Below are 25,732 nucleotides of genomic sequence, written 5' to 3' on the forward strand. Positions count from 1 at the left end.
GTCAGGAACCCCACGTCTTCGTTAGCGACCATCGCCGGCAAGCCGGCTCCTACAGTGGAGCGAGGGTGTCCAGTTGCTCCTGCAGTACGTGCTCAAGGTCGAGCATGGCTTTTTCGATGGCCTTGACCCAGGTCTCGAATTGCGCCAGGTCGGCATCTTCGCCAGCCTGTTCCAGCAGCTCACATTGTTCGGCCAATACGCCGGCCTGGGCGATCCTGGCGGCGCCCTTGATCTTGTGGGCCTGGTCGATCAGGCCCTGGCGGGCACCTTGCAGGAGCAATGCCATGAGTTCGTCGCGATCGCGCCGGCTGCTGCTCAACAGTTCTTCCAGCAGACGCTGGCTCAGCAGTGGATCACCGCCGGTAAGGGCGTTCAGGCCGTCGAGGTCAAAGATCCGCGATGGCGCGTATGGGGTGATTTCGGCCAGTTGGCGCTCCAGTGTCGTGAGGCTGATGGGCTTGAACAGGCAGTCATTCATGCCCGCGTCCCGGCAGCGCTGTTTTTCCTCCGGTTGGGCATTGGCGGTGAAGCCCAGAATGACACAGGGCGTGATGCTCTCCCGTCGCTCATGTTCACGGATTGAACGGGTCAGTTCATAACCGTTCATTACCGGCATATTGCAGTCGGCAATGATCAGGTCGAAGTGTTCCTGGCGCCAGGCCTGGAAGCCCGCCGCACCATTGTGGACTGCGGTGAAGCGATGCCCGAGGAAGCCCAGTTGCTGGCACATGAGCAGGCGGTTGGCCGGATGGTCGTCCACCACCAGTACATTCAGCACGGCTGCGGCATCCTGGGCCGCGGGCTTGAGTTCGATCAGCGGGTAGGCAGGAGGCAGGCTGGTCAGTTGCAGCGAGACAAACACCTGGGTGCCCACGCTGGGGACGCTGCTCAGGGCCAGCTCTCCGCCCATCATCTCGCACAAGCTGCGACAGATCACCAGGCCAAGACCGGCGCCGCTCCTGGCCAGGTGCCCGGAATTGTCGGCTTGGGAAAAAGGTTCGAACAGGCGTTGCTGGTCATCCCGGCTGATACCGATACCGGTGTCCTCGACCACCAGTTTCATCTGGATCTGTTGTGGCTGTCCGGTGGCCTGGATATCTACCTTGATCTTCACGTCTCCCTGCTCGGTGAACTTGATGGCGTTGCTCACCAGGTTCGACAGGACCTGTTTGAAGCGCAGGGGATCGATCTGCACGTCACGTTCTTCGACGCCGGGATTGAACTCCAGCAACAGGTTGAGGTTTTTCTGGCGTGCCAGGCCATCGAACACCCGCACGACGGACTCGATCAGCTCCCGCAGGTCGACGCGCTCCGGCGCCAGGCTCAGGCGGCCCGACTCAATGCGCGCGATGTCGAGGATATCGCCAATCAACTCCAGCAAGTCCTTGGCCGAGTTGTAGGCCACCTCGATCGCCGGACGGTCCAGGTGCCCCTGATCGGCCCGTTTCAGGGTCAATTCCAGCATGCCGATCACCGCGTTCATGGGCGTGCGGATCTCATGGCTCATGGTCGCCAGGAACGTGCTTTTTGCGCGATTGGCTTCATCTGCGCGGTCCTTGGCGGCGCGCAGGTCATCGAATAATTGGCGACGTTCGCTGATATCGATCCAGCCGCCGATGATGCCCTGCACCTTACCGACCGAATCCCGGTAAGGCAGGATCCAGTGATAGATCGTCAGGTGCTGCCCGCCAATGTCCAGGGAGCGGTCAAGGATCAGTGGCGTGCCTTCGGCCACCACTCGCAGATAGTCGGCATGGTACTGGTTGGCCTGGGCCGCATCCGCCAGGCTGATTTGCATGACACTCTTGCCAATGACCTCTTCGCGCCTGACGCCGAAGACCTGCAGGTAACTGTCATTGCACGTCTGCAGCAAACCATTACGATCGCGCACGTAGATGGGGTGAGGAGTTTCATTGACCAGGGCACGCATGAATTCGTATTGGTCGCTCAAGGCCCGCTCTGCCATCTGTCGGTGCTTGATCTGCCTGCGCATGTAGCCGTTCCAGGCCAGCGAGGTGAGCAGCAGCAGCCCGGCAGCGCTGATGATCTGGATAATCAGGCGGTGGTAGTTGCGCCAATAGCTGTCGGATGCGGCCGTGTAGCCACGCCAGCGGTTGTTGATAACCCCCAGTTCATCCGGCGCGATGCTGAGCAGGGCCTTGTCCAGTATGGAGGCCAGTTCTGTAGCGCTGCGCGACGTTGCCAGGGAAAAAGAGGCCAGTTGCGTACCGATACTTGAACTGATCTGCAATCGGTCCTGAAAGAACTGGGACGAAAGGAAGTAGTTGGCGACCACCAAGGAATTGACGGCCCCATCCACTTGCCCCTGTGCGAGCATTTCCGAGGCCTTGAACGTATCGTCGGCCTGTACCAGGGTGATCTGTGCAAATTCCCGATGCAGATAATCCACCAGGGGGTTGCCTTGGGTGATAGCCAGTTTTTTTCCTGCCAGTTGCTCAAGGCTGGAAGGGGCGCCGGGCTCCTTGCGTGTGAGCAGGACGTAGGAGTTCTGCAGGTAGGGACGGCTGAAATTGAGCCTGGTTTCACGTTCGCGGGTCGGGCTGATGGCGGCAATGATGTCGGCGCTGCCGTTCTCGACCTGCTCGATCATCTGGTTGACGTTGCGGGTGTGCTGGAACTCCAGGCGCAAGCCCGTGCGCAGGCGGATCAGCTCCAGCAGGTCGGCGGTCATGCCCCGCAATTGGCCGTCTGAATCGACGAACGTCAGTGGCGCGAAGGTTTCGTTGATGACCACTTTCACCACCGGATGGTCCTTGAGCCAGCGTTCTTCACGCCGGCTCAACTGCAGCTTGTGGTCGCTCAGCAGGATATCGCTGCCTGCGCTCCAGCGTTTGGCGATGCTTTCGCGCTCGTAGGGCTCGACGCTGGCGAGGACCGCATCGACGATGCTCAGCAGGGTTTGCTGGCCGCGATGTACGGCAAAACTGAAGCCGTAGGCTTCGTGCTTGCCGAAATTGGCCATGCGGATGTTCTTCAGGTAGCCCTTGTTGATCATGTAGTGGGTGGAAATGGTATCGCCGAGAAATACATCGGCCTGGTCGAACGCTACGGCGTTCAGCGCATTCAAGTAAGACGGATAGACCTGGATGATCGCGTTGGGGTACAGCGCTTCGACTTCCTTGAGCGGCAGGTAGTGGTAGACGAGGCTCAGGCGCATGCCCGCCAGCCCCTCGTCGAGCGGGCGGGTTTCTGCGTCACGGGTGACCAGCACTGGCTGGTCGACCGCGTAGGGTGTTGATAGGACAATGTCGGCGTTGTTCGCTTCAAAGCCGTTGGCGCTACCCAGCAAATCGATTTTCCCGTCTTCCAGCGCCTGCATTGCCGCTTCCCGCGACGGGTAGCGCATCACGGTGACGGGCACTGCCAGGGCTTTGGCGAGGATGCCTGCGTAATCGGCAGTAATACCTTCGTAGTCATGCCCGCTGGCGGTGATGTCGAAAGGCGGGTAGTCGGGTATCGAGGTGCCTAGCACCAGTTCGCGCTTGTTTTGTAGCCATTGGCGCTGGCTAGGGTCCAGTTGAACGTCCAACTGAGCGATACCGGCACGGCTGAGCAGAGAGTAGCGTTCTGGAGCGGTTTGAGTGGCTGGCACGGCTGTACTCAAGCACAGCCCGATACTCAAAATGATTAGATAGTCCTTTAAACGCCTTGGCATCCTGTTTCTCACACTAACGCGTTGCGTTTTGCCATCTCGATAAGTTCTACCAAAGACTTGGCTTTGAGTTTTTGCATTAAACGTTTTTTATAAGTGCTGACAGTTTTATTGCTGAGGAACATGCCTTTGGCAATTTCCTTGTTTGTGCGACCTTGCGCAAAAAGTTGTAAGACCATAAGTTCTCGGTCATTGACTGATTTGAAAAGTATCAATTCTTCGTTTTCGCCCAGTTCGGCGTCTGTGGTATTCAAGGCCTGGCTTGGGAAATAGTTGTAACCTGAAAGTACAGCCCTGATTGCACTTAGCAGTTCGCTTAAGTCACCTTTTTTGCAGACATAACCGTCGGCACCTGAACGCATGCAGCGTGTAGCAAAAAGTGTCGGGGATTGGGCCGTTAGAATCAGGGTTTTCATTGGCGTGCTCATGGCGTTGAACCTGCAAAGGACCTCCAGACCGTCGAGCTTGGGAATACTGATATCAAGTATGATGAGGTCTGGAAGGCATTCGCGGACCATTTGTATCGCGTCGCAACCGTTATCTGTTTCACCGACTACTTTGTAACCTTCATGTTCCAGCAACATTCGGATTGCAAGTCGAATAACCGGATGGTCGTCAATAATAAAAACTGTATTCATGAGGCAATTCCATACTAGTGCAAATTAGCGCGCACATTAGCTCAGAAGGTAGGTCAGGAGCATGAAGGGAAGGCTGAGTAGGTATAAAACAGGAAAAATCCTACGTATAAAAAGGTATTGGACTACGATGCGCTAAGGCTTTCTTGGTCGTATTGTAAGAGTTTCTTAGGTGGAACGCTTTAAAGTTGTGCGGTGTTATTGATAGGTTGGAGAAGGGCGATATTTCATTTGCAGAAGTGTTTAATGTCCTACGTAGAAATTTGAAAAGTTACCTTGGGAATAACAGAGTGCGGGTGCGGCAGCGTTCTTCAGGTTTGACCCACGGTTTTAGCTCAAGTCCAGGGCCACACTCTTTAGTCCTGGCCGAGCCCTGATTGGCTGATCAACTCGATCCAGGCTTCTTTGTTCAAGGGCTTGGGCAAATACCCAAGCAGACGCAAGTCGCGTTGTATGGCGAGGGTTTTCAGATATTCCAGTTCAACGGCCGGTAGGCTACTTAGCAATACCGCACTTTTGACAAAACCTGCATGGCTGGCGATCTCCACCAGCTCCAAGCCGGTGAGGTCGGGCAGGCATTGATCACATAACATGACATCGAAGGGGGCCTCGGTCGTCCTCATCAACTTGATCGCCTGTTCGGCATTTTCAGCGGGGGTCAGTTGGCTGAAACCGAAACTCTTGAGCAGGCATTGGATGGCCAGGAGTTGAAACGGGTGATCTTCCACCAACAGGATGCGCAATTGTCGTTCTGGCATAGGAAGTTCCGTGGAAGTAGCTGCAGGCGCAAAGTGCAAGCCATTGCCTGTGTTGAATTGCCCAATGAACCAGGCGCTGGGCGATCGTGGGTTGGCGTGAATGTAGGAGCTGATCGCTGGGTTGGATCAGAGAGGGGTGATTATTCATCGGGTGTTGGGGCGAATTCGATCAGGCCGCTCTGGTGCCAGCGTAGGTCGATTCTTCGAGGTAAGTGCCCAGGCAGGAAAGCCTGCCCGGGCCACGGTTCATTGAGGGTGCGAACGCCCAGTCATCTCGCGGGCCATTTCGCTGGCGTAGCTGTCGGTCATGCCGGCGATGAAGTCGATCATGCGCAGGAATGAACGGTGCAGCGACCAATCAGGATGGGGTGCGCTATTACCCAGTAAATCGAGGACGCGTCGATTCTTGAAAGACGGGGTACGGCCGCCATGTTGTTCCAGGGCTGCACCACAAAAGGTGTTCAGGAGGATCTCCAGGGTGGTGTAGGCGCCGATCTCATGCAGCGTCTTGCGCTTGTCCTGGAAGATTTTCTTGCGCGCCATGTCCTTGGCATTCAGTACACAACGTTTGGCCGGGCCATGCATATGCTCCACCAGGTCGCCTTGCAGGGTCCCGGCCAGCAGCGCCGACTGTTGTTCGACGAACGCCCGTGCGGCGGCGTTGGTCAGGTGCTCGATCGCCTTGCCACGCAGAATCGCGAGTTTGCGGCGCCGGGAGTCCTGGGGCCCCAGTTGCCGGTAGGTTTGCGGCAAGTCATCGCCCACCAGGTTCAACAGCAGTGATTCGACCTCGGCATACTCCAGCAAGTCCATTTCCAGGCCGTCTTCCAGATCGATCAAGGCGTAGCAGATGTCGTCGGCCGCCTCCATCAGGTAGACCAATGGGTGGCGCGCCCAGCGTTGTTCCTCCAATTGAGGCAAGCCGAGTTTCTGGGCGATCTGTTCAAGGATCGGCAGTTCGCTCTGGTAGCAGCCGAACTTGTGTTTCTTGTAGCCCAGGGAGTCGGCGTGACGGGCGGTCCAGGGGTACTTGAGGTAAGTGCCCAGGGTTGCATAGGTCAGGCGTGTGCCGCCGTCGAACTGGTGGTACTCCAATTGCGTCAGCACGCGGAACCCTTGCGCATTGCCTTCGAAGTTGAGGAAGTCGTTGCGCTCGGCGCCGCTCATGTCATCCAACCAGCCACGGCCTGCCGCTTGCTGGAACCAGTGGCGAATCGCATCTTCGCCAGAATGGCCGAACGGCGGGTTGCCGATGTCATGGGCCAGGCAGGCCGATTGCACCACCATCCCCAGGTCACTGGGGTCGCACCAGTCGGGCAGGGCGCTGCGAATGGTCTCGCCGACGCGCATACCCAGGGAGCGCCCCACGCAGCTGACTTCCAGCGAGTGGGTGAGCCGCGTGTGGATATGATCGTTGCTCGTCACCGGATGAACCTGGGTCTTGCGGCCCAAGCGGCGAAAGGCCCCGGAGAAGATGATCCGGTCATGGTCTTTGTGAAACGGGCTGCGGCCCAACTCTTCCGGGCTGTGCAGGGATTTTCCGAGGCGTTCGCGGGTAAGCAGGGTAGGCCAATCCAAGGCGGGGGCTCTCCGTGGGATGAATATCGGGCTCCAGCTTCCCGGTTCGGCGTGCCCGGAGCAAGCGAAAAACTACAGGCCGGCAGCGTCAATATCGATTAACAGCAAGCGCTGACCGTTATCGAAGAATTGTCCTGCTGTCAGGCAGTATTGATTGGTCGTGGCATCGCGGTAAGTGCTGGACAGAATCAAGCGGCGTTCCTCCCAGCCCTCGGCCAGCAGATGATAGAAATAAGGCCGCCATGACCAGTTGTGGCCCAGGTAGCGGCTGTCGGCTTGCCAGGCATCCTGGCGCCATTCGAAGTTTGGCGTCAGTTGGGTGCCGTGGCGATCGCACTGATAAAACCGCAATAACCTGGGAAACCCCGGCAGCCATGGCAGCCGGCTGAGTGGCGCCTGGGCCAGGGCCCAGCCTTGCAGGATCTGCATCAGTTCGATCAGTTGCTGGCGCAGCAGCATGATGCGCCCGCGCTCGGCCAGTTTCTGCTGCACGTAAGCCTGGCGTAGTACGGCGAAACGCGGGACGAATGCATCGGCAGCGAACCAGTCCAGTTGCGCCTGGGCAAACAGGTAGCCCTGGACATAACGTGCCCCGCATTCAAGGGCAAAACTGAGTTGCGCCTCGGTTTCCACGCCTTCGGCAATGATCCAGCAGCCGGTTTTTTCCGCCATTTGCGCCAGGGCGCGCACCACCTCACCGCTCGGGCCGCCCAACGCGGCGGCCTGGAACAGGCGCATATCCAGCTTGAGGATGTCCGGGCGCAAGGCCAGGACCCGATCCAGTTGTGAATACCCGGCACCAAAATCATCAATGGCAATTCGTGCGCCGGCTTCACGGTAGCGGGATACGACTTCTGCCAGGCGCCGGCTATCACCTCCCAGTTCGGTAATCTCAAACACGATGCGCCTTGGATCGACGTCATGGGCTTGCAACTGCTTCAGGCTGGGCAGAGCTTGGCCCGGTCGCAGCAGGGAGATCCAGCGCGGCGAGATGTTAAGGCTCAGGAACCAGTCTTCAGGCGCTTCGTGCAGGCGGCTCAGGGCGTTGTCGCGGATCTTGCGGTCCAGGCGCCGCAACGCCGAGGTGGGCGTGCGAGCGTCGGCGAACAACGGGCCGACCGACTGCAGTTGGCCATCTGCCTGCAGCAGGCGGCCCAATGCTTCCACCCCGGCGATGCGGCCGGTAGCGGTGTCGATAAAGGGTTGGAAACAGGCGAGCGGTTGCCCGTCAATCACAGAGCCTCCTTAAAATGCTTGGGCATGAAAAAGGCCCGGCCCCTACAGGGAGGGAACCGGGCCTGATCCGTTTGCAAGAATGCAGCCAGTTACCTCAGGGCTTGCGGGAGGCACCCTGCATGGCCAGCTTGATCAAGGGGATCAGGCCTGCGCCGAGCCGTACCAGGCGGGTCATGGTGCCGATACTGCCACCTTTGGCGCCTTTCCCGGTGAAGAATCCCAAGAGGGTCACCGCCGCGACGCCCCACAGCGGCGCATGCTTGATGCCAAACCCGTCTTGCCAGCTCTGGCCCATGTTGCGCACCTTTTGCAGGGGCAGCAGCAATTGCTGTGACTCGTGGCGAATTTCCTGGCGGTGCATTTCCATGCGCAGGCGGATCAAGGCCTTGCGCATCTCCCGCCGGGAGTTGGTTTGCGGCAGTTCAGTCAGGCTCATGGCAGCAGGCGCTCCCGGTCGTTGGCCAGCTCTTCGAGGGTGGCATGGAAAGGCGTGGATTCATCAAACACCGCCGCCTTCAACCGCAGCCCGCAGAACGCTGCGGCCAGTACGTAGAACACGCAAAGGCTGATGATCCCGGTCAGGCGGTAGGTGTCCCAGACGAGGATCATGACCAGCGCCGATAACCCCACCAGCAGCAACAGGGCAAATACCAGCGCCAGGCCGGCAAACAGCAGCAGGCTGACGGTGCGTGCCTTCTGTTCCTGTAACTCGATGCCGAACAGCTCGACATGGCTGTGCAGCAAGCCCAGGACTGCTGCGCCGAGGCGCCGCGATGTGGAGCTTGGGCCCGAGGACGAGCCGGTTTCGCCGATAGACATGATTAGCGCCTTGTAGCCAGCAGGCCGATCAGAAAGCCCACGCCGGCAGCGATGCCAACGGATTGCCACGGGTTGGCCTGGACGTAGTCTTCGGTGGCGGTGACTGCCGCCTTGCCGCGTTCGCGCAGGGAATCTTCGGTCAACTTCAAGGTTTCACGGGCCTGTAGCAGGCTGTCGTGGATCTTTGAACGCAGCTCATCAGCCTGGTCACCGGCGAGAATCGCGGTGTCGTCCAGCAGCTTTTCAGTGTCACTGACCAAGGTCTGGAAATCTTCCATCAGTATCTCTTGAGCAGTCTTTGCCGTTTTTCTGGCCATGGTTATCTCCGTGAGTGGCTGTCTGATGCTTTTGCAAGGTTTTGGTTGAGAGTCGCCGGCATCGGTGAAGGTTCACTGCAATTGTCTGGTACAGCTTTTGCTTTGCCTTGGTGCGCCAGCCGCAAGGCTTGCGCGCAATGTGGGCGGTTTCGGCCAAAGCCTTGAAAAACCTTACCCTAAATCACTAAAACCCGTGGAAAAACCCGCAAGTCATTGCCTTATTCAATCGTCATTGCGCCAAAGCGGCTCATACCCTCTGAGAAGGGTAGAGCACCCGGTGCCAATTTAGTGCGCGATCATCCGGCAATGACCTGCTTTGGTGCTTTTTCCTGAACTGCAGGCCTGCCAATCCCCATGGAAAATGTGCAAAGCGCGGTGGACACCCTGGTCCACAGCTCCAATACGCTGTTTATTCTGATCGGCGCGGTGATGGTCCTGGCGATGCATGCCGGCTTCGCGTTCCTGGAAGTCGGGACGGTGCGGCAGAAGAACCAAGTCAACGCATTGTCGAAAATCCTCAGTGATTTTGCAGTGTCGACCCTGGCCTATTTCTTTATAGGCTATTGGATCTCCTATGGGGTCAGCTTTATGCAGCCGGCCGCCGTGCTCAGTGCCGACCACGGGTATGGGCTGGTGAAGTTCTTTTTCCTGCTGACCTTCGCCGCAGCCATCCCGGCGATCATCTCCGGCGGCATTGCCGAGCGTGCACGTTTTGTTCCTCAGTTGTGCGCCACGGCGTTGATCGTGGCGTTTATCTACCCGTTTTTCGAGGGCATGGTGTGGAATGGCAACTTCGGTCTGCAAGCCTGGTTGCTGGCGACTTTTGGCGCAGCATTCCATGACTTTGCCGGCTCCGTGGTGGTCCATGCCATGGGCGGCTGGCTGGCGCTGGCGGCGGTGTTGCTGCTGGGCCCGCGCCAGGGCCGTTATCGCGATGGGCGCCTGGTGGCGTTCGCGCCTTCGAGCATTCCGTTCCTGGCGCTGGGCTCGTGGATATTGATCGTCGGCTGGTTCGGCTTCAACGTAATGAGCGCGCAGACCCTGTCCGGGGTGAGCGGCCTGGTGGCGGTCAACTCGCTGATGGCCATGGTCGGCGGTACGGTCGCGGCGCTGGTGATTGGGCGTAACGACCCGGGCTTCTTGCACAATGGTCCGTTGGCCGGGCTGGTGGCGATTTGCGCGGGTTCCGACCTGATGCACCCGGTCGGTGCATTGGTTACCGGTGTGGTGGCCGGTGGCTTGTTCGTCTGGTGCTTTATCGCCGCCCAGGCTCGTTGGAAGATCGATGATGTGCTGGGTGTGTGGCCGCTGCATGGCCTGTGCGGTGTGTGGGGCGGGATTGCCTGCGGGATCTTCGGCCAGAGTGCCTTGGGTGGGCTGGGCGGTGTGAGCCTGATCAGCCAGTTGATCGGTACCGCCCTGGGGGTGGTGGTGGCCCTGGCTGGCGGGTTGTTGGTGTACGGGGTGCTCAAGCGCCTTTGCGGCCTGCGCTTGAGCCAGGAAGAGGAGTACTACGGTGCGGACTTGTCGATCCATAAGATCGGCGCAGTCAGTCAGGATTGATCGGGGCTTCACGGGTGTCGTCCGTGTGCGGGTAGAAACCGTGGAGCAAGCGGTAGCGATTGCGCCGCACCTCGTCGACCCGGTCGCGTACCTGCTGGTCGGGCAGGCCGAGCATGATCATTGCGTGCGACGCGAGCATCAGGCTCGACTCCAGCAGCTCCGGCACCACTTCACTGGCGCCGGCGGCTTTCAGTTCAGTCAACTGGCTGTCGTCGCGGGTGCGCACCAGGATCGGCACTTTATGGTTGATCCGTCGTGCCTCCTTGAGCACTGTCAGGGCCACGTCGCTGTTGTCCACGGCAATCACCACCAGGCGCGCGCGTTCCAGGCCAACGGCGCTGAGCAGGGCGCCGCGCCGGCAATCACCATAATGCACGCTGCTGTCCTCGGTAGCGGCTTCCTGCACGCGCTCGGGGTTATCGTCCAAGGCAATGAACGCCTGTTGTTCACGGCGCAGGAAGCGCCCGATGGATTGACCGACCCGGCCATAGCCGCAGATCACTACATGCCCGCGTAACTCTGCGTTAAGCGCGGTGATAGCTTCCAGTTGCACTTGCTGGTTGGGTTTGCGATGCAGGCGCAGCGCGATAGCGGGGGCAGCCCGCAATAGCAGGGGCGTGAGTAGCATGGAGCAGAAAGTGGCTGCCAGCAGCAGGCTGCTGATTTCGCCTGGCAGCATATTGCTCAGTTGCATCTGTGCCATCAGTGCAAAGCAGAACTCGCCGCCCTGGGCCAGGGCCAGGCCGCTGCGCCAGGCGGTTTCGCTATCGCTGCCGCGCAGCTTGACCAGGGCGGCTACGACGCAGCCCTTGATCAACATCAGCGCCAGGGTCAGCCCGAGGATCTGCAGGCTGTGACTGACGAACAACTGCAGGTCGATCAGCATGCCGATACTGACAAAAAACAGCCCCAGCAGGATGTCGCGAAATGGTCGGATATCGGCTTCGATCTGGTGCCGGTAGTGGCTTTCACCGAGCAGCATCCCCGCCAGGAACGCGCCGAGGGCCGGCGACAGGCCCAGCAAGTGCGTGAGCCAGGCGGTGAGCAAGACGATCACCAGGGCCAGGAGCACGAACAGTTCCGCCGAATGGGAGGCGGCCACTTCGTGGAACAGGCGCGGCAGCAGCCAGCGGCTGGCGAGCAGCAGGCCGAGGAACAACACCACGGTCTTGCCCAGGGTCAGGGGCAGGGCCCAGTACCAGGCCTGCTCGCTGCTGCCGGCAAATACCGGGACCAGGGTCAGCAGCAGCACCGCGACCACATCCTGGAACAACAGCACGCCAATCGCGTTCTGCCCATGGCTGCTGAAAATCTCCCCCAGGCTGGTCAACTCCTTGCTCACAATGGCGGTGGATGACAGTGCCAGCCCGGCCCCCAGCAGCAACGCGGCGACTGGCGACATGCCCATCAGTAGCAGCAAGGCCCCCAGCAATACGCCGCAGCACAACACTTGCAGACTGCCAAGACCAAACACTACTCGACGCAGGGTGAGCATCTTGGACAGGGAAAACTCCAGGCCCAGGGAAAACAGCAGGAACACCACTCCCAGTTCGGCGAGGTCGGGCAGGTCTTCGCTGTCATTGACCCAATCCAGGGCCGTTGGCCCCACGGCCAGGCCCACGCACAGGTAGCCGAGCACCGGCGGCAGTTGCAGGCGGCGGAACAGTGCAATGACGACCAGGGATGAGGCAAGAATGATCAGCAGGTTGGCAAACACAGACATCTCCGTCGGGGTGTTGCAGGAAAAAAGCCGCGAGAATCGCTGAATCAGTTATAGGCCATGGTGATCTGGATCAGGTCTTTGTCATGACTCGACGAGGTTTTTCGTGGGGCCTAGAATGAGTACCTGTTTCTTATCGGGTCTGTAAGTCATGCCTCCTGAATGCCAGTTGTTCGGCACCCTGGGCTGCCATCTGTGTGAGCTTGCCGAAGCTGAAATCATGCCGTTGGTCGAACACGGGCTGTTGGTCGAGTTGGTGGATATCGCTGATTCGCAAGCGCTGTTCGAAGCCTATGGCCTAAGCATTCCGGTGCTGCGCCGGGTTGATACCGGCGCGGAACTGGGCTGGCCGTTCGACACTGAACAGGTGGTTGCCTTTCTAATCTAGCGCCAACCCATGGCAGGTTGCTGATTATTCGGTTACTGTATGTTTGTACAGCGATTGAGTGAGAGGGAACGCCCGTGGTGAATGTTGAACAATTGAAAAGCAGCGTCAACCGCATGTCCGTCGATATCGTGCGTGATGCTGTGAATGAGCTGCGGCTCGATGGCCTGGTCACGGAAGGCAAGACGCCGTTCAACAAAGTGCATTTCAATACCTGCTTTGCCGAAATCGAAGCGTTGTTCCAGCGCGCCGGTTATCACAAGCAGTTGGACGTGGTGGGATACCAGGGCCTGTTGTATGCGTTGTACGACCCTGGCCGCTGGGAGGCGGTGGACGTACTGCGCTGGCTCAAGGAGTTCACCGAGGCTGCCAGTGCCTCGCCGGTGCTGCGGGCCGAATTGGTCAGGGCTTGAGCTTCTGGGGGATAATGCCCCCTTAGTTTTTCCAGGCCTTGAGTGTACACATGTCCGATACCGGTTTTTCCGCTGCCCAGAACCAAGCCAGTACGCTGTACCTGCCGCCTGGCCCCTGGGCGACGGTGCTCGATTGCCTGTGCGAGCACTTTCGCGCCATTGGCCGCGAGCAGTGGCTGGACCGTATCGCCCGTGGCCGGGTGCTGGATGGCAATGGCCAGCCCATCGGCGTGGACCTGGCCTACAAGGAAGGTTTGCGCATCCACTACTTTCGCGAAGTGCCGGATGAAAAACCGATTCCGGTGCATGAGACCATCCTGTACGCCGATGAGCATCTGGTGGTGGCCGACAAGCCGCACTTCCTGCCAGTGACCCCTGCCGGCGAGTATGTCGAGCAGACATTGCTGCGCCGCCTGATCCGCCGCCTGGACAACCCGTCCCTGGTGCCGTTGCATCGTATTGATCGCCATACCGCCGGGCTGGTGCTGTTCTCTGCCAACCCGCAAAGCCGATCGGCGTATCAACAACTGTTCCCCACCCGGCGGATCGATAAATTCTACGAAGCCATTGCGCCGGCCTTGCCTGCACTGACATTTCCGCTGGTGCACAAGAGCCGCCTGGTGGAGGGTGAACCGTTCTTTCGCATGCAGGAAGGACCTGGTGTGAGCAACACGGAAACCGCGGTGCAGGTTCGCGAAAAAAACGGCGACCTATGGCGTTATGGCCTGTTTCCGGTGACGGGCAAGAAGCATCAACTGCGCGTGCATATGACGGCGTTGGGCGCGAGCATCTGTAATGATCCGTTTTACCCCGAGGTCGTCAAGGATGCCGTGGATGATTATGCCAACCCGCTCAAGTTGCTGGCCCAGGGCGTACGGTTTATCGACCCGGTGACGGGCGAGGAGCGCAGTTTCAGCAGTAGGATCGTGCTTGAGTGGTGATGTTTCCCACACCCCAGATACAACAAAGCCCGCTCAAAAGCGGGCTTCGTCGTATCTGGCGTTAAGACTTACAGGTCTTTAACGGTGCGAACCTGATCCTTGTTGATGCGGGTACGCTTGCCATCCAGTTGTTCGAATTCGTAGAAGCCCGAATCCTGATCGAATTTAGGGGTGTCGACAGCCTGGATTTCGCGACCGTCATTCAGGGTGATCACTGTTGGCGAGGCGCAACCGGCGAGGGTAGCAAGGCCCAGTGCAAGCATGAGAGCGGCGATGGTCCGTTGGGTCATGAGTCTTCTCCGAGAGTAATGCTGTGTTGAGTTCTGACCTTGTGACGTATGCAACGTCGGCAAAGTTCCTTGTATAGCGCTCATTCTGACACGCCGGGGCGTGGGTGCAACAACTCTGGTGTATTGAGGTTGGCCAGGCGCGGGTCATTTTCTGCGCAGTCGAGCGCCTGGGCCCCCAATTTCAGGAGGATCTGGCGCGGGCTGCGCTCTGCAGCCCGCCAGGCATCTTCTACTGCGTCGCGCAGGCGCGTCGGTATGACGCAGAGCAGAGGTTCCCAGAATGCGCCATGACGGATCATCACCGGCACCTGTGGGTGTTGGCGGGCGGTTTCGAGCAGGTCTGCCAGCAACTGCCCGTCGATGTGCGGCACATCACAGGGCAATACCAATAGGTGTTGATGGCGTGCGGCGGCCAGCCCGGCACGGATGCCGGCCAAGGGGCCCGGGAAGTCGGGACTGTCGTCGCTAACCAACTGGTCGCCATAGGTGGCGTACTGCGCCTGGTTGCGGTTGCAGGAGATGATCAGGTCGTCGGTCAACGCTCGCACCCGCTGATGCAGGTGGGCAATCAGCGGTTGTCCGTGCCAGTCGAGCAGGCCCTTGTCCAGCCCGCCCATGCGCTGGCCGCGACCGCCGGCCAGCAATAGGATGGAGCAGGGCAGGGGCGAAGAATTGAGTGGCATGACGGCTCCGCAGCGGCAGTGAAATAGGGGGCTGTGATATAACATCGGGCTGTTCCTTCGACAACCGGACCGAGCCATGAAAGCCAAGGCTGATGCGCCTTTCGTACCTCTTAACATCGCTGTACTGACCGTCAGCGACACCCGCACCCTGGAAACCGACACCTCCGGGCAGGTATTCGTTGACCGCCTGCTTGCGGCCGGCCATCGCCTGGCCGAACGGGTACTGCTCAAAGATGACCTCTACAAAATCCGTGCGCAAGTGGCGCACTGGATCGCCGAGGACGTGGTGCAAGTGGTGCTGATTACCGGTGGGACCGGCTTCACTGGCCGCGACAGCACCCCGGAAGCTGTCAGTTGCCTGCTGGACAAGCAAGTGGACGGGTTTGGCGAGCTGTTCCGGCAGATTTCGGTCGCCGATATCGGCACTTCCACTGTGCAGTCCCGCGCCTTGGCCGGCCTGGCCAATGGCACCCTGGTGTGCTGCCTGCCGGGTTCCACCAATGCGGTGCGTACCGGTTGGGATGGGATCCTTGCTGAGCAATTGGATGCCCGTCACCGCCCGTGCAATTTCGTGCCGCACCTCAAGCTGGCCGAACCGTGTGAATCCCGTGGGTAAGCCGGGCAAGACCGGTGCGTTGATGCCGGTAGAAGAAGCACTCGAGCGCCTGTTGAGCATGGCTGAGGCCGCACCAATCCGTGAGCAGGAACACCTGCCATTGGCCGAGTGCGACGGCCGCGTGTTGGCCGAGGCGCTGGTGTCCACCCTCGACCTGCCGCCCTGGCCCAACAGTGCCATGGATGGCTACGCCTTGCGCACGGCCGACTGGAAGGGTGAGCCGCTGGTGGTGAGCCAGCGCATTTTCGCCGGCCAGGCCCCCGAGCCTTTGGCGGCGGGAACCTGTGCGCGGATCTTCACCGGTGCCCCGGTACCTGAAGGCGCCGACTGCGTCGAAATGCAGGAAAATGCCGAGGTGCAATCCGATCAGCGCGTGAGCTTTACCCAGGCGCTGCACGCAGGGCAAAACATTCGGCCCAAGGGTCAGGAAACCACGGTCGGCGAAGAAGTCCTGGCAGCCGGTACGCGGCTCGGCCCGATTGAGCTGGGCCTGGCGGCCTCGCTGGGGCGCGATCGCCTGGCGGTGGTGCGGCGCGTGCGTGTGGCAGTGCTGTCCACCGGCGACGAGTTGATCGAACCGGGCCTGCCCCTGGGGCCGGGGCAAATCTACAACAGCAACCGGCGGGTGTTGTGCAGTTGGTTGCAACGCCTTGGCTGCGAGGTGATCGACGCCGGTATCTTGCCCGATGACCTGGAATTGACCCGTAGCCGCCTGGGGGCACTGGGTTCGGTTGACCTGATCCTGTCCACCGGTGGTGTTTCGGTGGGGGAAGCCGACTTCCTCGGGATCGCACTACGCGAGGAGGGCGAGCTGGCCTTGTGGAAGCTGGCGATCAAGCCTGGCAAGCCCCTGACATTCGGCCACTTCCGTGGGGTGCCGGTGATCGGCCTGCCGGGGAATCCGGCGTCCACCCTGGTCACGTTCGCCCTGCTGGCACGGCCCTACCTGCTGCGCCGCCAAGGTGTCGAAGCGGTACAGCCCCTGCGTTTCGAGGTCCCGGTGGGATTCGTCTGGGCCAAACCGGGCAACCGTCGCGAATACCTGCGCGGGCGCCTGGAGCACGGGCGGGCGGTGATTTACCAGAATCAAAGCTCCGGCGTATTGCGCAGTGCCGCCTGGGCCGAGGGCTTGGTGGAAGTCCTGGAGGGCACCACCCTGGCGATCGGCGACCGGGTGAACTTCATTGCGTTGAGTGAACTGCTGGGCTGAAGAATTAATTTACAGCCCAATGGCTTTTTTCTGACTGCCGAAGGTCAACATCCCTCAGGTACCCTCCAACGATAGGAGCTTCACTCCATGAGCAAACCCAAGGCACTGCTGATTCTGCACGGCAAGCAAGCGCTCAACGAAGACGTGCGGGCGGCAGTGCAAGGCAAGCGCGAGCAGGGGTGGGAGTTGGCGGTGCGCGTCACCTGGGAGGGTGGCGATGCCCAACGCCTGGTGGGGGAGGCCCTGGAGGCCGGCTACACACGCCTGATTGCGGGCGGCGGCGATGGCACCTTGCGCGACGTGGCAGAGGCCATGGCCCGGGCGAAAACTGACGCCAGCCTGGTGCTGATGCCCCTGGGTACTGCCAATGACTTCGCCCGTGCAGCCGGTGTACCGCTGGAGCCGCGCCTGGCCCTGGAGCTGTTGGATACTGCGCCACGGGCCATCGATCTGGGGGAGGTTGGCGGGCAGGTTTTCCTCAATATGGCCACCGGTGGTTTTGGCAGCCAGGTCACGGCCAATACTTCCGAAGACCTGAAAAAGGTGTTGGGCGGCGCTGCCTATCTGTTCACCGGCCTGTCGCGGTTCAGCGAGCTGCGGGCGGCCTATGGGGAGCTAGTGGGCCCGGACTTTCACTGGCGTGGCGAGTTGCTGGCCTTGGGCATTGGCAACGGTCGCCAGGCTGGGGGCGGGCATGAGCTGTGTCCGGGCGCCCTGGCCGATGATGGCCTGCTGGATATCAGCATCTTGCCCGCGCCCCAGGAAGTGGTCGGCACCCTGCGTAGCCTGATGACCGACGGCTGGGGCCTGGACAACATGTTTGTGCGGGCGCGCCTGCCGTGGGTAGAGATCAAGGTGGCCGAAGGGCTGGCGATCAACCTCGATGGCGAGCCGCTCAAGGGCGATGACTTGCGTTTTTGCGCGTTGCCCAAGGCTTTGCAGGTGCACTTGCCGGTGGATTCGCCGTTACTGGCTAATCGTCCAGGCTGATGATCTGCTCGCGCACCGCGAACAGCACCAGGCCGGCGACATCGAAAATCTGCAGGCGCTTCATGATTTGCGAGCGGTGAGCTTCCACGGTCTTGATGCTCAGGCCCAGGCCGTGGGCGATCTCCCGGGTCGACTTGCCGCGCACGATCAGGCGCAGGATTTCCAGTTGGCGTGCCGTCAGGTTGTGGCGTTGCGCCGGCGGTGCCGGGTGGGACTGGCTGTGGATCAGGGCCTGGTTGATCACCGTGTGGGCGATGGCCGGGCTCAGGTAGCGCTCGTTGTTGCGCAGCGCCAGCAACGCATGTTCCAGCTCATTGGCGGTGGTGTCCTTGAGCAGGTAGCCGTGGGCACCTGCCTCCAGGGCACGCATGATCAATTGCGGATCGGTGTGCATCGACAGGATCAGCACTTTGCTCTTGGGGTAGGCGTGCTTGAGCTGTTGCAATGCATCCAGGCCGCTGGTGTGCTTCATCGACAGGTCCAGCAGGACGATGTCGGGCTGCAGGGCGGTAAATTGTGCCAGCACTTGCGCGCCATCGGTGGCTTCCCCAATCACGGCATAGCCGGGGATATCCAGGATCAGTGCGCGTACGCCGGCGCGGATCAATGCGTGGTCATCTACCAGGAGTAAATTGCAGGTCACTCTAGAACCTTAGGGGGACTGGCCCGTTCGAGGGTGCGGGGCGCCCAGGGGAACAGCGCTTCGATCCGCGTGCCGAGGCCCGGTTGGCTCCTGACGGACAACCTACCGCCCAGTTGATCAATGCGTTCGGACATGCCAGCCATGCCCCGTTGGCCTTCCAGGCCCGGGTCGGTGGCGGGCAGGAATCCCTGGCCGTCATCGCTGATATACAGGGATAGCCCCTGAGGCAAGCGTTGCAGGCGTACCAGCAGGTTGCGCGCCTGGGCATGGCGCAACATGTTGGTCACGGCCTCCTGGGTGATACGAAAGGCCGCGACCGCCATCTCTTCCGGAATCCCGGTCAGGCGTTGCTGGCATTCCAGGCTCCAGTGCACCGGGGTGTTTTCCAGGGTCTTGAGCAGATGCGCACGCAGGCTCGCTTCCAGACCCAGGCTGGTCAGTTGCCGGGGGTTGAGAATGGCCGATACGTCGCGCACCTTGGCCAGGGTTTCGTTGAGGGTGTTGCACAGTACGTTGCATTGCTCCTGCAAGTCGGCCGGCAGGCGGCGCTGCAGCCAGTCACTTTGCAGTTTGGCGGCGGTCAGTAATTGGCCGATATCGTCGTGCAGTTCGCGGCTGAGGCGATGACGCTCGTTTTCCTGGACCTGCAGCAGGCGGTCGGCCAATTCCTGGGGTTGGAACTTGATGGACTTGCGCGAGCGCCAACGCTGCAGGCCCGCGGCGGCGAGGGCGGCGAGGTTGAGCACGAGCAAAAAGATCGGCAGTGGCGCTTCGTGGGCATACACCCAAAGGCTGACCAGAGTCGCGCACAGGCACAGGCCAAGCGTGACCCAACGGGTATTGCCCGGGGAGACGAACCTGGTGATAAGTGACTTGGGGCTGGCGTACATAGCAGATGGAGCCGATGGAGGTTCGCTGCGGGTAGACCGGTCATGACCGCCGACCGGGCTCTGTTTGGAAAACGATTGGGTTTGGTGTTGGTTCGAGGTGCTTCTCGGGTGTTATTACATCATCACGGTCAGCCACTTCGAACGTGCTAATGGTACCACCAACAATTACCGTTGGTCGCCTGGTGCAGTGCTTAGTTCAGCGGGTCTAGTTGTACTGTTAATCAAGTTTTGCATCGTTATTACCAATACTGGCTTATTGATAGTTGGCTGGCTAAATACCTGCCGGGGTATTAGTTGGGCGCGCGTCCGTGGCTTGGATTAACCGAGCGCCAGGTTCAGGAGGCGTGGGGCATGGAGTGGCGATAATGAGCGCCAGCGTCCTTCTGTGGGATCTGCTGGGCAACGGTTTCAATCAACGTGGTTTGCTCAGCGTCATCCAGGCTGAGTTTGCCGGTCTTGATATCGATCAGTTCCAGTTGCCAGGCCAGCAGCGTCAGGCAGTCGTGCAGGGCGGCGAGTGCCGCATCGTGGAGTTGCATCGGGCTTTGGGCGTTGCAGATCAGGTCCTGGATATGCCGGGAAAAGTTGCCAATGGCGGGCAGTGTCATGGCGTCGGCCTTTTCGGCCAGTTTGACCAGGCTGTTTTTCATGCAGTCGATGGCATCGTTATCGTTGCGGATCAAATGCAGGTGAGTCAGGCATTCCTCCGACTTGGCCAGCAGCATTTCTGCCTCCAGGAGGAACTCGGGAAGTGCGTCTTGCCACTCTTTACCGTCGTTCATCATGAAAGTCTCCACAACATACGGTCAGATAATGAGGCGCCCCACCGGGGCAACGGCTTCAAACTAGCGCCGAAATATGACCGAAGTCTGTAGTTCGTTTCTGAATTTTGAGTAGTACTTTTATTTGAATGATCGGCGTCGCGACTGCTGGCGCTGCTTGCAGTGGAAACAACCAGAGGCGTTCGCATTACTTCGATTGCCCAGGTGTTAATGCCTGGAAGGCCCTTGGGCCGTGGGCTTGCGATAGCAAACAAAAGCCTGACTCCATTCATGCAATGAGAATGGCGTCACATTAATGGCTATTGGATATCGCGAATATCAGGTTGGACCTGATTGCGACTAGGGGAATCCCTTACATGGCTGAACCTTGTGACCGTTTGGGGGTCCCGGCGCGTTGCCAGACCACCGGACAGTAAGGTGAAACCAGTAAAGCATGATGTCAGTGTGACATCAATGCATTTGCGTGGCATTTTAGCGAGGGTCAAGGTCTGGCGCGAGCTGCCGATAACCTTCTCCAGTAAGCAGCGATTCTTTTCAGCACACCCAGGAGTCTTCAATGGCTGGCATTCTCGACACGGTAGATCAACGCACGCAATTGGTGGGTGAGAATCGCCTGGAGATCCTCATGTTTCGCCTGGCCGGGCGCCAGTTGTTCGCGATCAACGTGTTCAAGGTGCAAGAAGTCCTGCAGTTGCCCAAGCTGACCCTGATGCCCCAGCGCCACCCGTTTGTGTGTGGCGTGGTCAACCTGCGTGGCCAGACCCTGCCGGTGATCGACCTGTCCCAGGCCATCGGCATGCGTCCGCTGGTACCGGGGCCCAACAGCACCATTATCGTTACCGAGTACAACCGTTCGGTACAGGCCTTCCTCGTGGGGGGTGTCGACCGCATCGTCAACATGACCTGGGAGTCGATCCTGCCGCCGCCGGCCAGCGCCGGCCGCCAGCATTACCTCACGGCCATCAGCAAGGTGGATGAGCAGTTGGTCGAAATCATCGACGTGGAAAAAGTCCTCGCCGAGATCGTGCCCTACAACGCCAAGGTCTCCCGGGAAAAACTCGAGGACCCGGTCCTCGAGCGTGCCCGTGGCCGCGAAGTGTTGTTGGTAGATGACTCCAATGTAGCCTTGTCGCAATTGCGCGACACCCTGGGGCAACTGGGGGTGAAGATGCATATCGCCAGTGACGGCCTCAAGGCCTTGAACATGCTCAAGGCCTGGGCGGACACCGGCGTGGTGATGACCGACAAGCTGTTGATGATCTTCACCGATGCCGAAATGCCCGAGATGGACGGCTACCGCCTGACCACCGAGATCCGCAACGACCCACGCCTGCGTGACCTCTATGTGGTGCTGCACACTTCTTTGTCCGGCAGCTTCAACGATTCGATGGTGAAAAAGGTCGGTTGCGACAACTTCCTCTCCAAATTCCAACCCGACAAATTGGTGGACGTGGTGCGCCAGCGCCTGATGCTGGACGAAGTCCCGGCCTGATCCCCAGCCCCGTAGGAGCCGGCAAGCTGGCTCCTACAATGCATAGGGATATTTTGATTCTGGCCGCGTGCTCGTATAGGGTGACGTTTTTGTTCACAGGAACCCAGGCTCATGCTTCGTCTCAGCGCGTTGTATCGGTACCCCTTGAAGTCGGGCAAGGCAGAGACCTTGACCCATATCGGCCTGGACAAACTCGGGCTGGACGGGGATCGACGCTGGATGTTGGTGGATGAAGCCAGCGGGCGTTTCCTGACCCAGCGGGCGGTGGCGCAGATGAGTCAGCTGTCGGCACTCTGGAATGCCACCGGTGGCCTGACCTTGAGCGGTGCCGGCCGACCCACCCTGGACGTGGCGTTGCCCGGCGCAGACGCCGAGTTGCGCGGTGTCACCATTTGGCGCGACACCTTGCGGGTTCCCGATGCCGGCGATGAAGCTGCGCGCTGGGTCAGCGACTTTATCGGCAAGCCGACCCGGCTGGTGCAAGTGCCCCTGGAGCGTGCGCGTACCACGGCGGCCGGCTATGGCAAGGATGATGACCAGGTCGCGTTCGCTGACGGTTTCCCTTTGTTGCTGATCGGCCAGGCTTCCCTCGACGACCTGTCGCAGCGCATCGGCCGGCCCATGGAAATGCTGCGCTTTCGCCCCAACCTGGTGATTGAAGGCAGCGAGGCGTTTGCCGAGGATGGCTGGAAGCGCCTGCGCATTGGTGATGTGGAGTTTCGGGTGGTCAAGTCCTGCTCCCGCTGCATCCTCACCACCATCGATCCGGCGACCGGTGAGCGCAGCGCCGACCGCCAGCCGCTGGCGACCTTGGAAACCTACCGTAAAGAACCCGATGGCGTGATGTTCGGCCAGAACCTGGTCAATGACGGGGTTGGCCGCCTGGAAGTCGGCATGCCGGTGACAATCCTGGAGTAAACCAGGCTCCACAAAAAATGCCCGTCTCACAGAGACGGGCATTTTTTTGCGCGGGGTAAAGGCTTAGCCGCGGTATTCGCACAGGTAGGCAGTGTCCACGGCCACCTTGAGTTGGAACTTGCTGTCGGCAGGCACATGGAACTGGCTGCCCGCAGCGAAGGTTTCCCAGCTGTCGCTGCCTGGCAGCTTGACGGTCAGTGCGCCCGAGACCACGTGCATGATTTCACGCTGGGCCGTGCCGAACTCGTATTCACCCGGGGCCATGACGCCGATGGTCGCTGGACCTTCAGTGGTACCGAAGGCGATCGACTTGACGGTGCCGTCGAAGTACTCATTGACTTTGAACATGGGTGAATCCTCGGAAAAAGGGCTAGGAAAGGTCGGCCAGTATGCCTTCTACACGGGCAAAATCAACGGCAGCAAACGCGCCGTATTACGCGCATCCTCCAGGGCCCGATGTTGCTGGCCGTTGAACTGCATACCCGCCAGTTGCAACGCGCCATTGAGCCCCAGGGGCTTGTCCAGGCGCCGGGCTTTGGCGAAGCGCTGCTTGAGGTTCACGTGGGGTGTCTGGCCCAGCACGCTTGCCAAGCCATGGCGCTGCCACTCCAGTTCCAGTTGCTGGCGGTCGTAGTCGCCCCAACTGGCCCAGCCTTCCAGGCGCGGATGGTGCTGGCCCAGCCAGCGTTCGAACAGCGGCCAGACCTCGGTCAAGGGTGCCGCGCTGTCGATACTGGCCTGGCTGATATGCGTCAACTGGCGGCAGAACGGCGTCAGCAACGGCCGGCGCAAAGGCCGCACGAAGCGCTGGAAGTGGTCCAGTTCGCGGCCCTGGCGGTTGACCAGGGTCACGCCGATTTCGATGATTTCCATCTCCGACACGGGCCAGCCGCCCTCATCCGTTGTGGCTTCAAGATCAATAATCAGCCAATGAGGCATCGCAGGTTCCCGTACTCATCCCTTTCTGATGGGGATAGAGCGTAGCCAAGCCTGGTAGTTCCGCCCAGGGCTATTCGATCTGCAGCAATACCTGGCGATTGCGTACTTGATCGCCTGCGCTGACTTGAATGGCCTTGACCACCCCGTCGATACCCGCCTTGAGCGGGTGCTCCATTTTCATCGCCTCGAGCACCAGCAGCAGTTGGCCCTTGCGCACCTCATCGCCTTCGCTCACCTGCACCAGGGTAATCGCGCCGTCCATTGGCGCCTTGACCGTGCCACTGCTGGCCGGCGCCTCACGACTGGCCACGGTTTGCGTCTGGTTGTTCACGCACAGGCTGCTACCGGCGTCTAACAGCCAGAGCTGGGTGCCTTGCAGGTGATAGGCAAGCCGGCGCCGAACACCGTTGATGACCAGGCTGGCCCAGCGCCCGTCACTGCCTTGCAGGTGTATCGCGATGTCGCCGATTTGCAGGTGATCGTCCGCCGCCACCCGCGCGCTGACCTCATGACACTGCTCCCCAACGCTCAGGCGATAGGTCCAGGGCACGCTGGCATTGTTGCGCCAGCTCGCCAGAGCCGGGCGATGCAGTGCCGCGCTGTGTCGATAGAACAGGGCGGCGGCCACTGCCAGTTGTTCATCGCTGATGGGAGGGCGGGCAATATCACTGAAGTGTTCGGCGATAAACCCGGTACTGAAATCCGCCGCGACAAACTGCGGGTGCCCGAGCAAGTCCACCAATAACCGCTGGTTACTGGGAACTCCCAGCAGCACACAGTCCTGCACCGCGCGCAGGAGCTTGCGCCGCGCCTCTTCGCGGGTAGCGCCATGGGCGATGATTTTGCCCAGCATTGGGTCGTAGAACGGGCTGATCCGCTGCGGGGCTTGCAAGCCATGGTCGACCCGCACCCCGGCGGCCGGTTCCCAGCGCAGCACCTCGCCGGTCTGGGGCAAGAAGCCTTGGGCCGGGTCTTCGGCGTACAGGCGCACCTCCATGGCATGCCCGGTCAGTGTCACTTGCTCCTGGCGCAACGGCAGGGGCTGGCCGGCGGCGATTTGCAGTTGCCAATCCACCAGGTCCAGGCCGGTGATCAGTTCGGTGACCGGGTGTTCCACCTGCAGGCGGGTGTTCATTTCCAGGAAGTAGAAACGCCCGCTCTGGTCCAGCAGGAACTCCACGGTGCCGGCGCCGACATACGCCACCGCGCGCCCGGCCTTGAGCGCCGCTTCGCCCATGGCCTGGCGCAACTCGGCGGTCATGACCGGGCAGGGCGCTTCTTCGATGACCTTCTGATGGCGGCGCTGCACCGAGCAATCACGTTCGCCCAGGTAGATCAGGTTGCCGTGGGCATCGCCGAACAGTTGGATCTCCACATGGCGCGGCGCGATAAGTGCCTGCTCCAGGATCAGTTCGTCACTGCCAAAGGCGTTCAAGGCCTCGGAGCGTGCGGTATGCAAGTGTTCGAGCAGTTGCCCGGGCGCGTGCACCAGGCGCATGCCGCGTCCGCCACCGCCGGCACTGGCCTTGATCATCAGCGGGTAGCCGATGCGCTCGGCTTCGCGTTGCAGGGTCGCGTCGTCTTGTGCGCTGCCCTGATAGCCGGCAATGCACGGCACACCGGCGGCGAGCATGGCGATTTTCGACAGGCGCTTGCTGCCCATCAACTCGATGGCGTCGGCGCTGGGGCCGATAAACACCAGGCCGGCGGCGATGCAGGCCTTGGCGAACTCGGGGTTTTCCGAGAGAAAGCCGTAGCCGGGGTGGACCGCATCGGCACCGGTGAGGCGCGCGGCGTCGAGGATGGCCGGGATGTTCAGGTACGACTGCTGCACCGGGGCAGGGCCGATGTTCACCGCTTCGTCGGCCATTTGCACGTGCAAGGCGTTGGCGTCGGCTTCGCTATAGACGGCCACGGTGCGGTAGCCCAGGGCTTGGGCGGTGCGCTGGATACGGCAGGCGATTTCGCCACGGTTGGCGATCAGTATTTTATTGAAGCTGGGCATTGTGGGTCCCTGTCTGATTGGTTGCGCAGGTGTGGGCTTGTGTGGGAGCCGGCTTGCCTGCGATGGCGGTGTATAGGTATCTACACAACTTTCAGAAACTGACGAACTCTCCCGTGGCGAGCGGGCTTGCCCCGCGTTGGGCTGCGAAGCAGCCCCAAAACCAGCCGCTGCGGTGTATCTGGTACAACGCATTCGGCTTATTGGGGCTGCTTCGCAGCCCAGCGCGGGGCAAGCCC

The 25,732-nt window shown here is 60.5% G+C and carries 25 protein-coding genes and 1 pseudogene; 9 read left to right on the top strand and 17 right to left on the bottom strand.

All coding sequences use genetic code 11. The features are described from left to right. Window positions 1-49 precede the first annotated feature (49 nt). The 8 genes from BHC62_RS15630 to BHC62_RS15665 form a co-directional block, all read right to left on the bottom strand. A complete protein-coding gene (locus tag BHC62_RS15630) occupies window positions 50-3,676 on the bottom strand; it encodes a transporter substrate-binding domain-containing protein (protein WP_070995462.1) in 3,627 nt (1,208 codons plus the stop codon). 8 nt (window positions 3,677-3,684) lie between these two features. Further along, window positions 3,685-4,311: a response regulator transcription factor gene (locus BHC62_RS15635; protein ID WP_029298064.1), complete on the bottom strand. Its 627-nt coding sequence runs from the start codon at window positions 4,309-4,311 to the stop codon at window positions 3,685-3,687. 353 nt (window positions 4,312-4,664) lie between these two features. Beyond that, the gene (locus BHC62_RS15640) at window positions 4,665-5,066 is read right to left on the bottom strand and encodes a response regulator (protein WP_029298066.1); all 402 of its coding nucleotides are present in this window, start codon (window positions 5,064-5,066) and stop codon (window positions 4,665-4,667) included. A 246-nt stretch (window positions 5,067-5,312) separates the two neighbouring features. After that, window positions 5,313-6,644 (bottom strand): deoxyguanosinetriphosphate triphosphohydrolase, encoded by a 1,332-nt coding sequence (locus tag BHC62_RS15645; protein ID WP_070995463.1) that lies wholly within the window; start codon window positions 6,642-6,644, stop codon window positions 5,313-5,315. Between the two features lie 72 nt (window positions 6,645-6,716). Next, window positions 6,717-7,880 (bottom strand): EAL domain-containing protein, encoded by a 1,164-nt coding sequence (locus BHC62_RS15650; RefSeq protein WP_029298071.1) that lies wholly within the window; start codon window positions 7,878-7,880, stop codon window positions 6,717-6,719. A 94-nt stretch (window positions 7,881-7,974) separates the two neighbouring features. Further along, on the bottom strand, window positions 7,975-8,316 hold the full coding sequence (locus BHC62_RS15655; RefSeq protein WP_029298074.1) for a hypothetical protein: 342 nt from the start codon (window positions 8,314-8,316) through the stop codon (window positions 7,975-7,977). Then, entirely contained in the window at window positions 8,313-8,699 is a 387-nt protein-coding gene (locus BHC62_RS15660; RefSeq protein ID WP_029298076.1) for a phage holin family protein, read from the bottom strand. The genes BHC62_RS15655 and BHC62_RS15660 overlap by 4 nt, the downstream gene beginning before the upstream one ends. 2 nt (window positions 8,700-8,701) lie before the next feature. Then, window positions 8,702-9,016, bottom strand: a complete 315-nt coding sequence (locus BHC62_RS15665; protein WP_029298079.1) for a YqjD family protein — start codon at window positions 9,014-9,016, stop codon at window positions 8,702-8,704. Between the two features lie 354 nt (window positions 9,017-9,370). Here BHC62_RS15665 and BHC62_RS15670 point away from each other — a divergent pair, with 354 nt between their 5' ends. Beyond that, window positions 9,371-10,579, top strand: a complete 1,209-nt coding sequence (locus BHC62_RS15670) for an ammonium transporter (RefSeq protein WP_029298081.1) — start codon at window positions 9,371-9,373, stop codon at window positions 10,577-10,579. On the opposite strand, the gene BHC62_RS15675 is transcribed toward BHC62_RS15670, so the two are convergent. Next, window positions 10,566-12,296, bottom strand: coding sequence for a monovalent cation:proton antiporter-2 (CPA2) family protein (locus BHC62_RS15675; protein ID WP_029298083.1), 1,731 nt, complete (start codon window positions 12,294-12,296; stop codon window positions 10,566-10,568). The two genes, BHC62_RS15670 and BHC62_RS15675, sit on opposite strands and share 14 nt — an antisense overlap. Window positions 12,297-12,450: 154 nt before the next feature. Between BHC62_RS15675 and BHC62_RS15680 the strand changes: the two genes are divergently transcribed. From BHC62_RS15680 to BHC62_RS15690, 3 genes are all read left to right on the top strand, one after another. Further along, window positions 12,451-12,687: a glutaredoxin family protein gene (locus BHC62_RS15680; RefSeq protein ID WP_029298085.1), complete on the top strand. Its 237-nt coding sequence runs from the start codon at window positions 12,451-12,453 to the stop codon at window positions 12,685-12,687. Between the two features lie 74 nt (window positions 12,688-12,761). Next, the gene (locus tag BHC62_RS15685; RefSeq protein WP_029298086.1) at window positions 12,762-13,097 is read left to right on the top strand and encodes a hypothetical protein; all 336 of its coding nucleotides are present in this window, start codon (window positions 12,762-12,764) and stop codon (window positions 13,095-13,097) included. 50 nt (window positions 13,098-13,147) lie between these two features. Continuing rightward, the gene (locus tag BHC62_RS15690) at window positions 13,148-14,038 is read left to right on the top strand and encodes a pseudouridine synthase (protein ID WP_070995464.1); all 891 of its coding nucleotides are present in this window, start codon (window positions 13,148-13,150) and stop codon (window positions 14,036-14,038) included. Window positions 14,039-14,106: 68 nt separating this feature from the next. Here BHC62_RS15690 and BHC62_RS15695 read toward each other — a convergent pair whose 3' ends face one another. Next, window positions 14,107-14,328: a YgdI/YgdR family lipoprotein gene (locus BHC62_RS15695; protein ID WP_029298091.1), complete on the bottom strand. Its 222-nt coding sequence runs from the start codon at window positions 14,326-14,328 to the stop codon at window positions 14,107-14,109. 80 nt (window positions 14,329-14,408) lie between these two features. Next, window positions 14,409-15,011 (bottom strand): molybdenum cofactor guanylyltransferase MobA, encoded by a 603-nt coding sequence (gene mobA, locus BHC62_RS15700; protein ID WP_070995465.1) that lies wholly within the window; start codon window positions 15,009-15,011, stop codon window positions 14,409-14,411. Between the two features lie 76 nt (window positions 15,012-15,087). On the opposite strand from mobA, the gene moaB reads away from it, so the two are divergent. The 3 genes and pseudogenes from moaB to yegS all read left to right on the top strand — a co-directional run. Beyond that, entirely contained in the window at window positions 15,088-15,627 is a 540-nt protein-coding gene (gene moaB, locus BHC62_RS15705) for a molybdenum cofactor biosynthesis protein B (protein WP_029298095.1), read from the top strand. Beyond that, window positions 15,611-16,837: a gephyrin-like molybdotransferase Glp gene (glp, locus tag BHC62_RS15710; RefSeq protein WP_070995466.1), complete on the top strand. Its 1,227-nt coding sequence runs from the start codon at window positions 15,611-15,613 to the stop codon at window positions 16,835-16,837. The genes moaB and glp overlap by 17 nt, the downstream gene beginning before the upstream one ends. Before the next feature lie 87 nt (window positions 16,838-16,924). Continuing rightward, window positions 16,925-17,849: pseudogene (gene yegS / locus BHC62_RS15715) on the top strand (lipid kinase YegS); the annotation flags it as partial. On the opposite strand, the gene BHC62_RS15720 reads toward yegS, so the two are convergent. The 3 genes from BHC62_RS15720 to BHC62_RS15730 all read right to left on the bottom strand — a co-directional run bounded on the left by BHC62_RS15720 (window position 17,811) and on the right by BHC62_RS15730 (window position 20,145). Continuing rightward, window positions 17,811-18,470, bottom strand: a complete 660-nt coding sequence (locus BHC62_RS15720; protein ID WP_029298099.1) for a response regulator transcription factor — start codon at window positions 18,468-18,470, stop codon at window positions 17,811-17,813. The pseudogene yegS and the gene BHC62_RS15720 sit on opposite strands and share 39 nt — an antisense overlap. Beyond that, the gene (locus BHC62_RS15725; RefSeq protein ID WP_029298101.1) at window positions 18,467-19,360 is read right to left on the bottom strand and encodes a sensor histidine kinase; all 894 of its coding nucleotides are present in this window, start codon (window positions 19,358-19,360) and stop codon (window positions 18,467-18,469) included. The genes BHC62_RS15720 and BHC62_RS15725 overlap by 4 nt, the downstream gene beginning before the upstream one ends. A gap of 335 nt (window positions 19,361-19,695) precedes the next feature. Then, window positions 19,696-20,145 (bottom strand): hypothetical protein, encoded by a 450-nt coding sequence (locus BHC62_RS15730; RefSeq protein WP_029298103.1) that lies wholly within the window; start codon window positions 20,143-20,145, stop codon window positions 19,696-19,698. A gap of 553 nt (window positions 20,146-20,698) precedes the next feature. On the opposite strand from BHC62_RS15730, the gene BHC62_RS15735 reads away from it, so the two are divergent. Both BHC62_RS15735 and BHC62_RS15740 read left to right on the top strand, forming a co-directional pair. Continuing rightward, the gene (locus BHC62_RS15735; RefSeq protein ID WP_029298105.1) at window positions 20,699-21,634 is read left to right on the top strand and encodes a chemotaxis protein CheV; all 936 of its coding nucleotides are present in this window, start codon (window positions 20,699-20,701) and stop codon (window positions 21,632-21,634) included. A gap of 111 nt (window positions 21,635-21,745) precedes the next feature. Further along, window positions 21,746-22,552 (top strand): MOSC domain-containing protein, encoded by an 807-nt coding sequence (locus tag BHC62_RS15740; protein ID WP_070995468.1) that lies wholly within the window; start codon window positions 21,746-21,748, stop codon window positions 22,550-22,552. 63 nt (window positions 22,553-22,615) lie between these two features. On the opposite strand, the gene BHC62_RS15745 is transcribed toward BHC62_RS15740, so the two are convergent. From BHC62_RS15745 to BHC62_RS15755, 3 genes are all read right to left on the bottom strand, one after another. Continuing rightward, window positions 22,616-22,900, bottom strand: a complete 285-nt coding sequence (locus tag BHC62_RS15745; RefSeq protein ID WP_029298108.1) for a pyrimidine/purine nucleoside phosphorylase — start codon at window positions 22,898-22,900, stop codon at window positions 22,616-22,618. A gap of 48 nt (window positions 22,901-22,948) precedes the next feature. After that, on the bottom strand, window positions 22,949-23,491 hold the full coding sequence (locus BHC62_RS15750) for an exonuclease domain-containing protein (RefSeq protein ID WP_029298111.1): 543 nt from the start codon (window positions 23,489-23,491) through the stop codon (window positions 22,949-22,951). Between the two features lie 70 nt (window positions 23,492-23,561). Beyond that, window positions 23,562-25,496 carry an acetyl/propionyl/methylcrotonyl-CoA carboxylase subunit alpha gene (locus BHC62_RS15755; RefSeq protein WP_070995469.1) on the bottom strand — a complete coding sequence of 645 codons (1,935 nt, stop codon included), beginning with the start codon at window positions 25,494-25,496 and terminating at the stop codon, window positions 23,562-23,564. Window positions 25,497-25,732 lie beyond the last annotated feature (236 nt).

Origin of the sequence: Pseudomonas sp. 06C 126, assembly GCF_001855215.1 — a bacterium.
Classification (GTDB): domain Bacteria; phylum Pseudomonadota; class Gammaproteobacteria; order Pseudomonadales; family Pseudomonadaceae; genus Aquipseudomonas; species Aquipseudomonas proteolytica.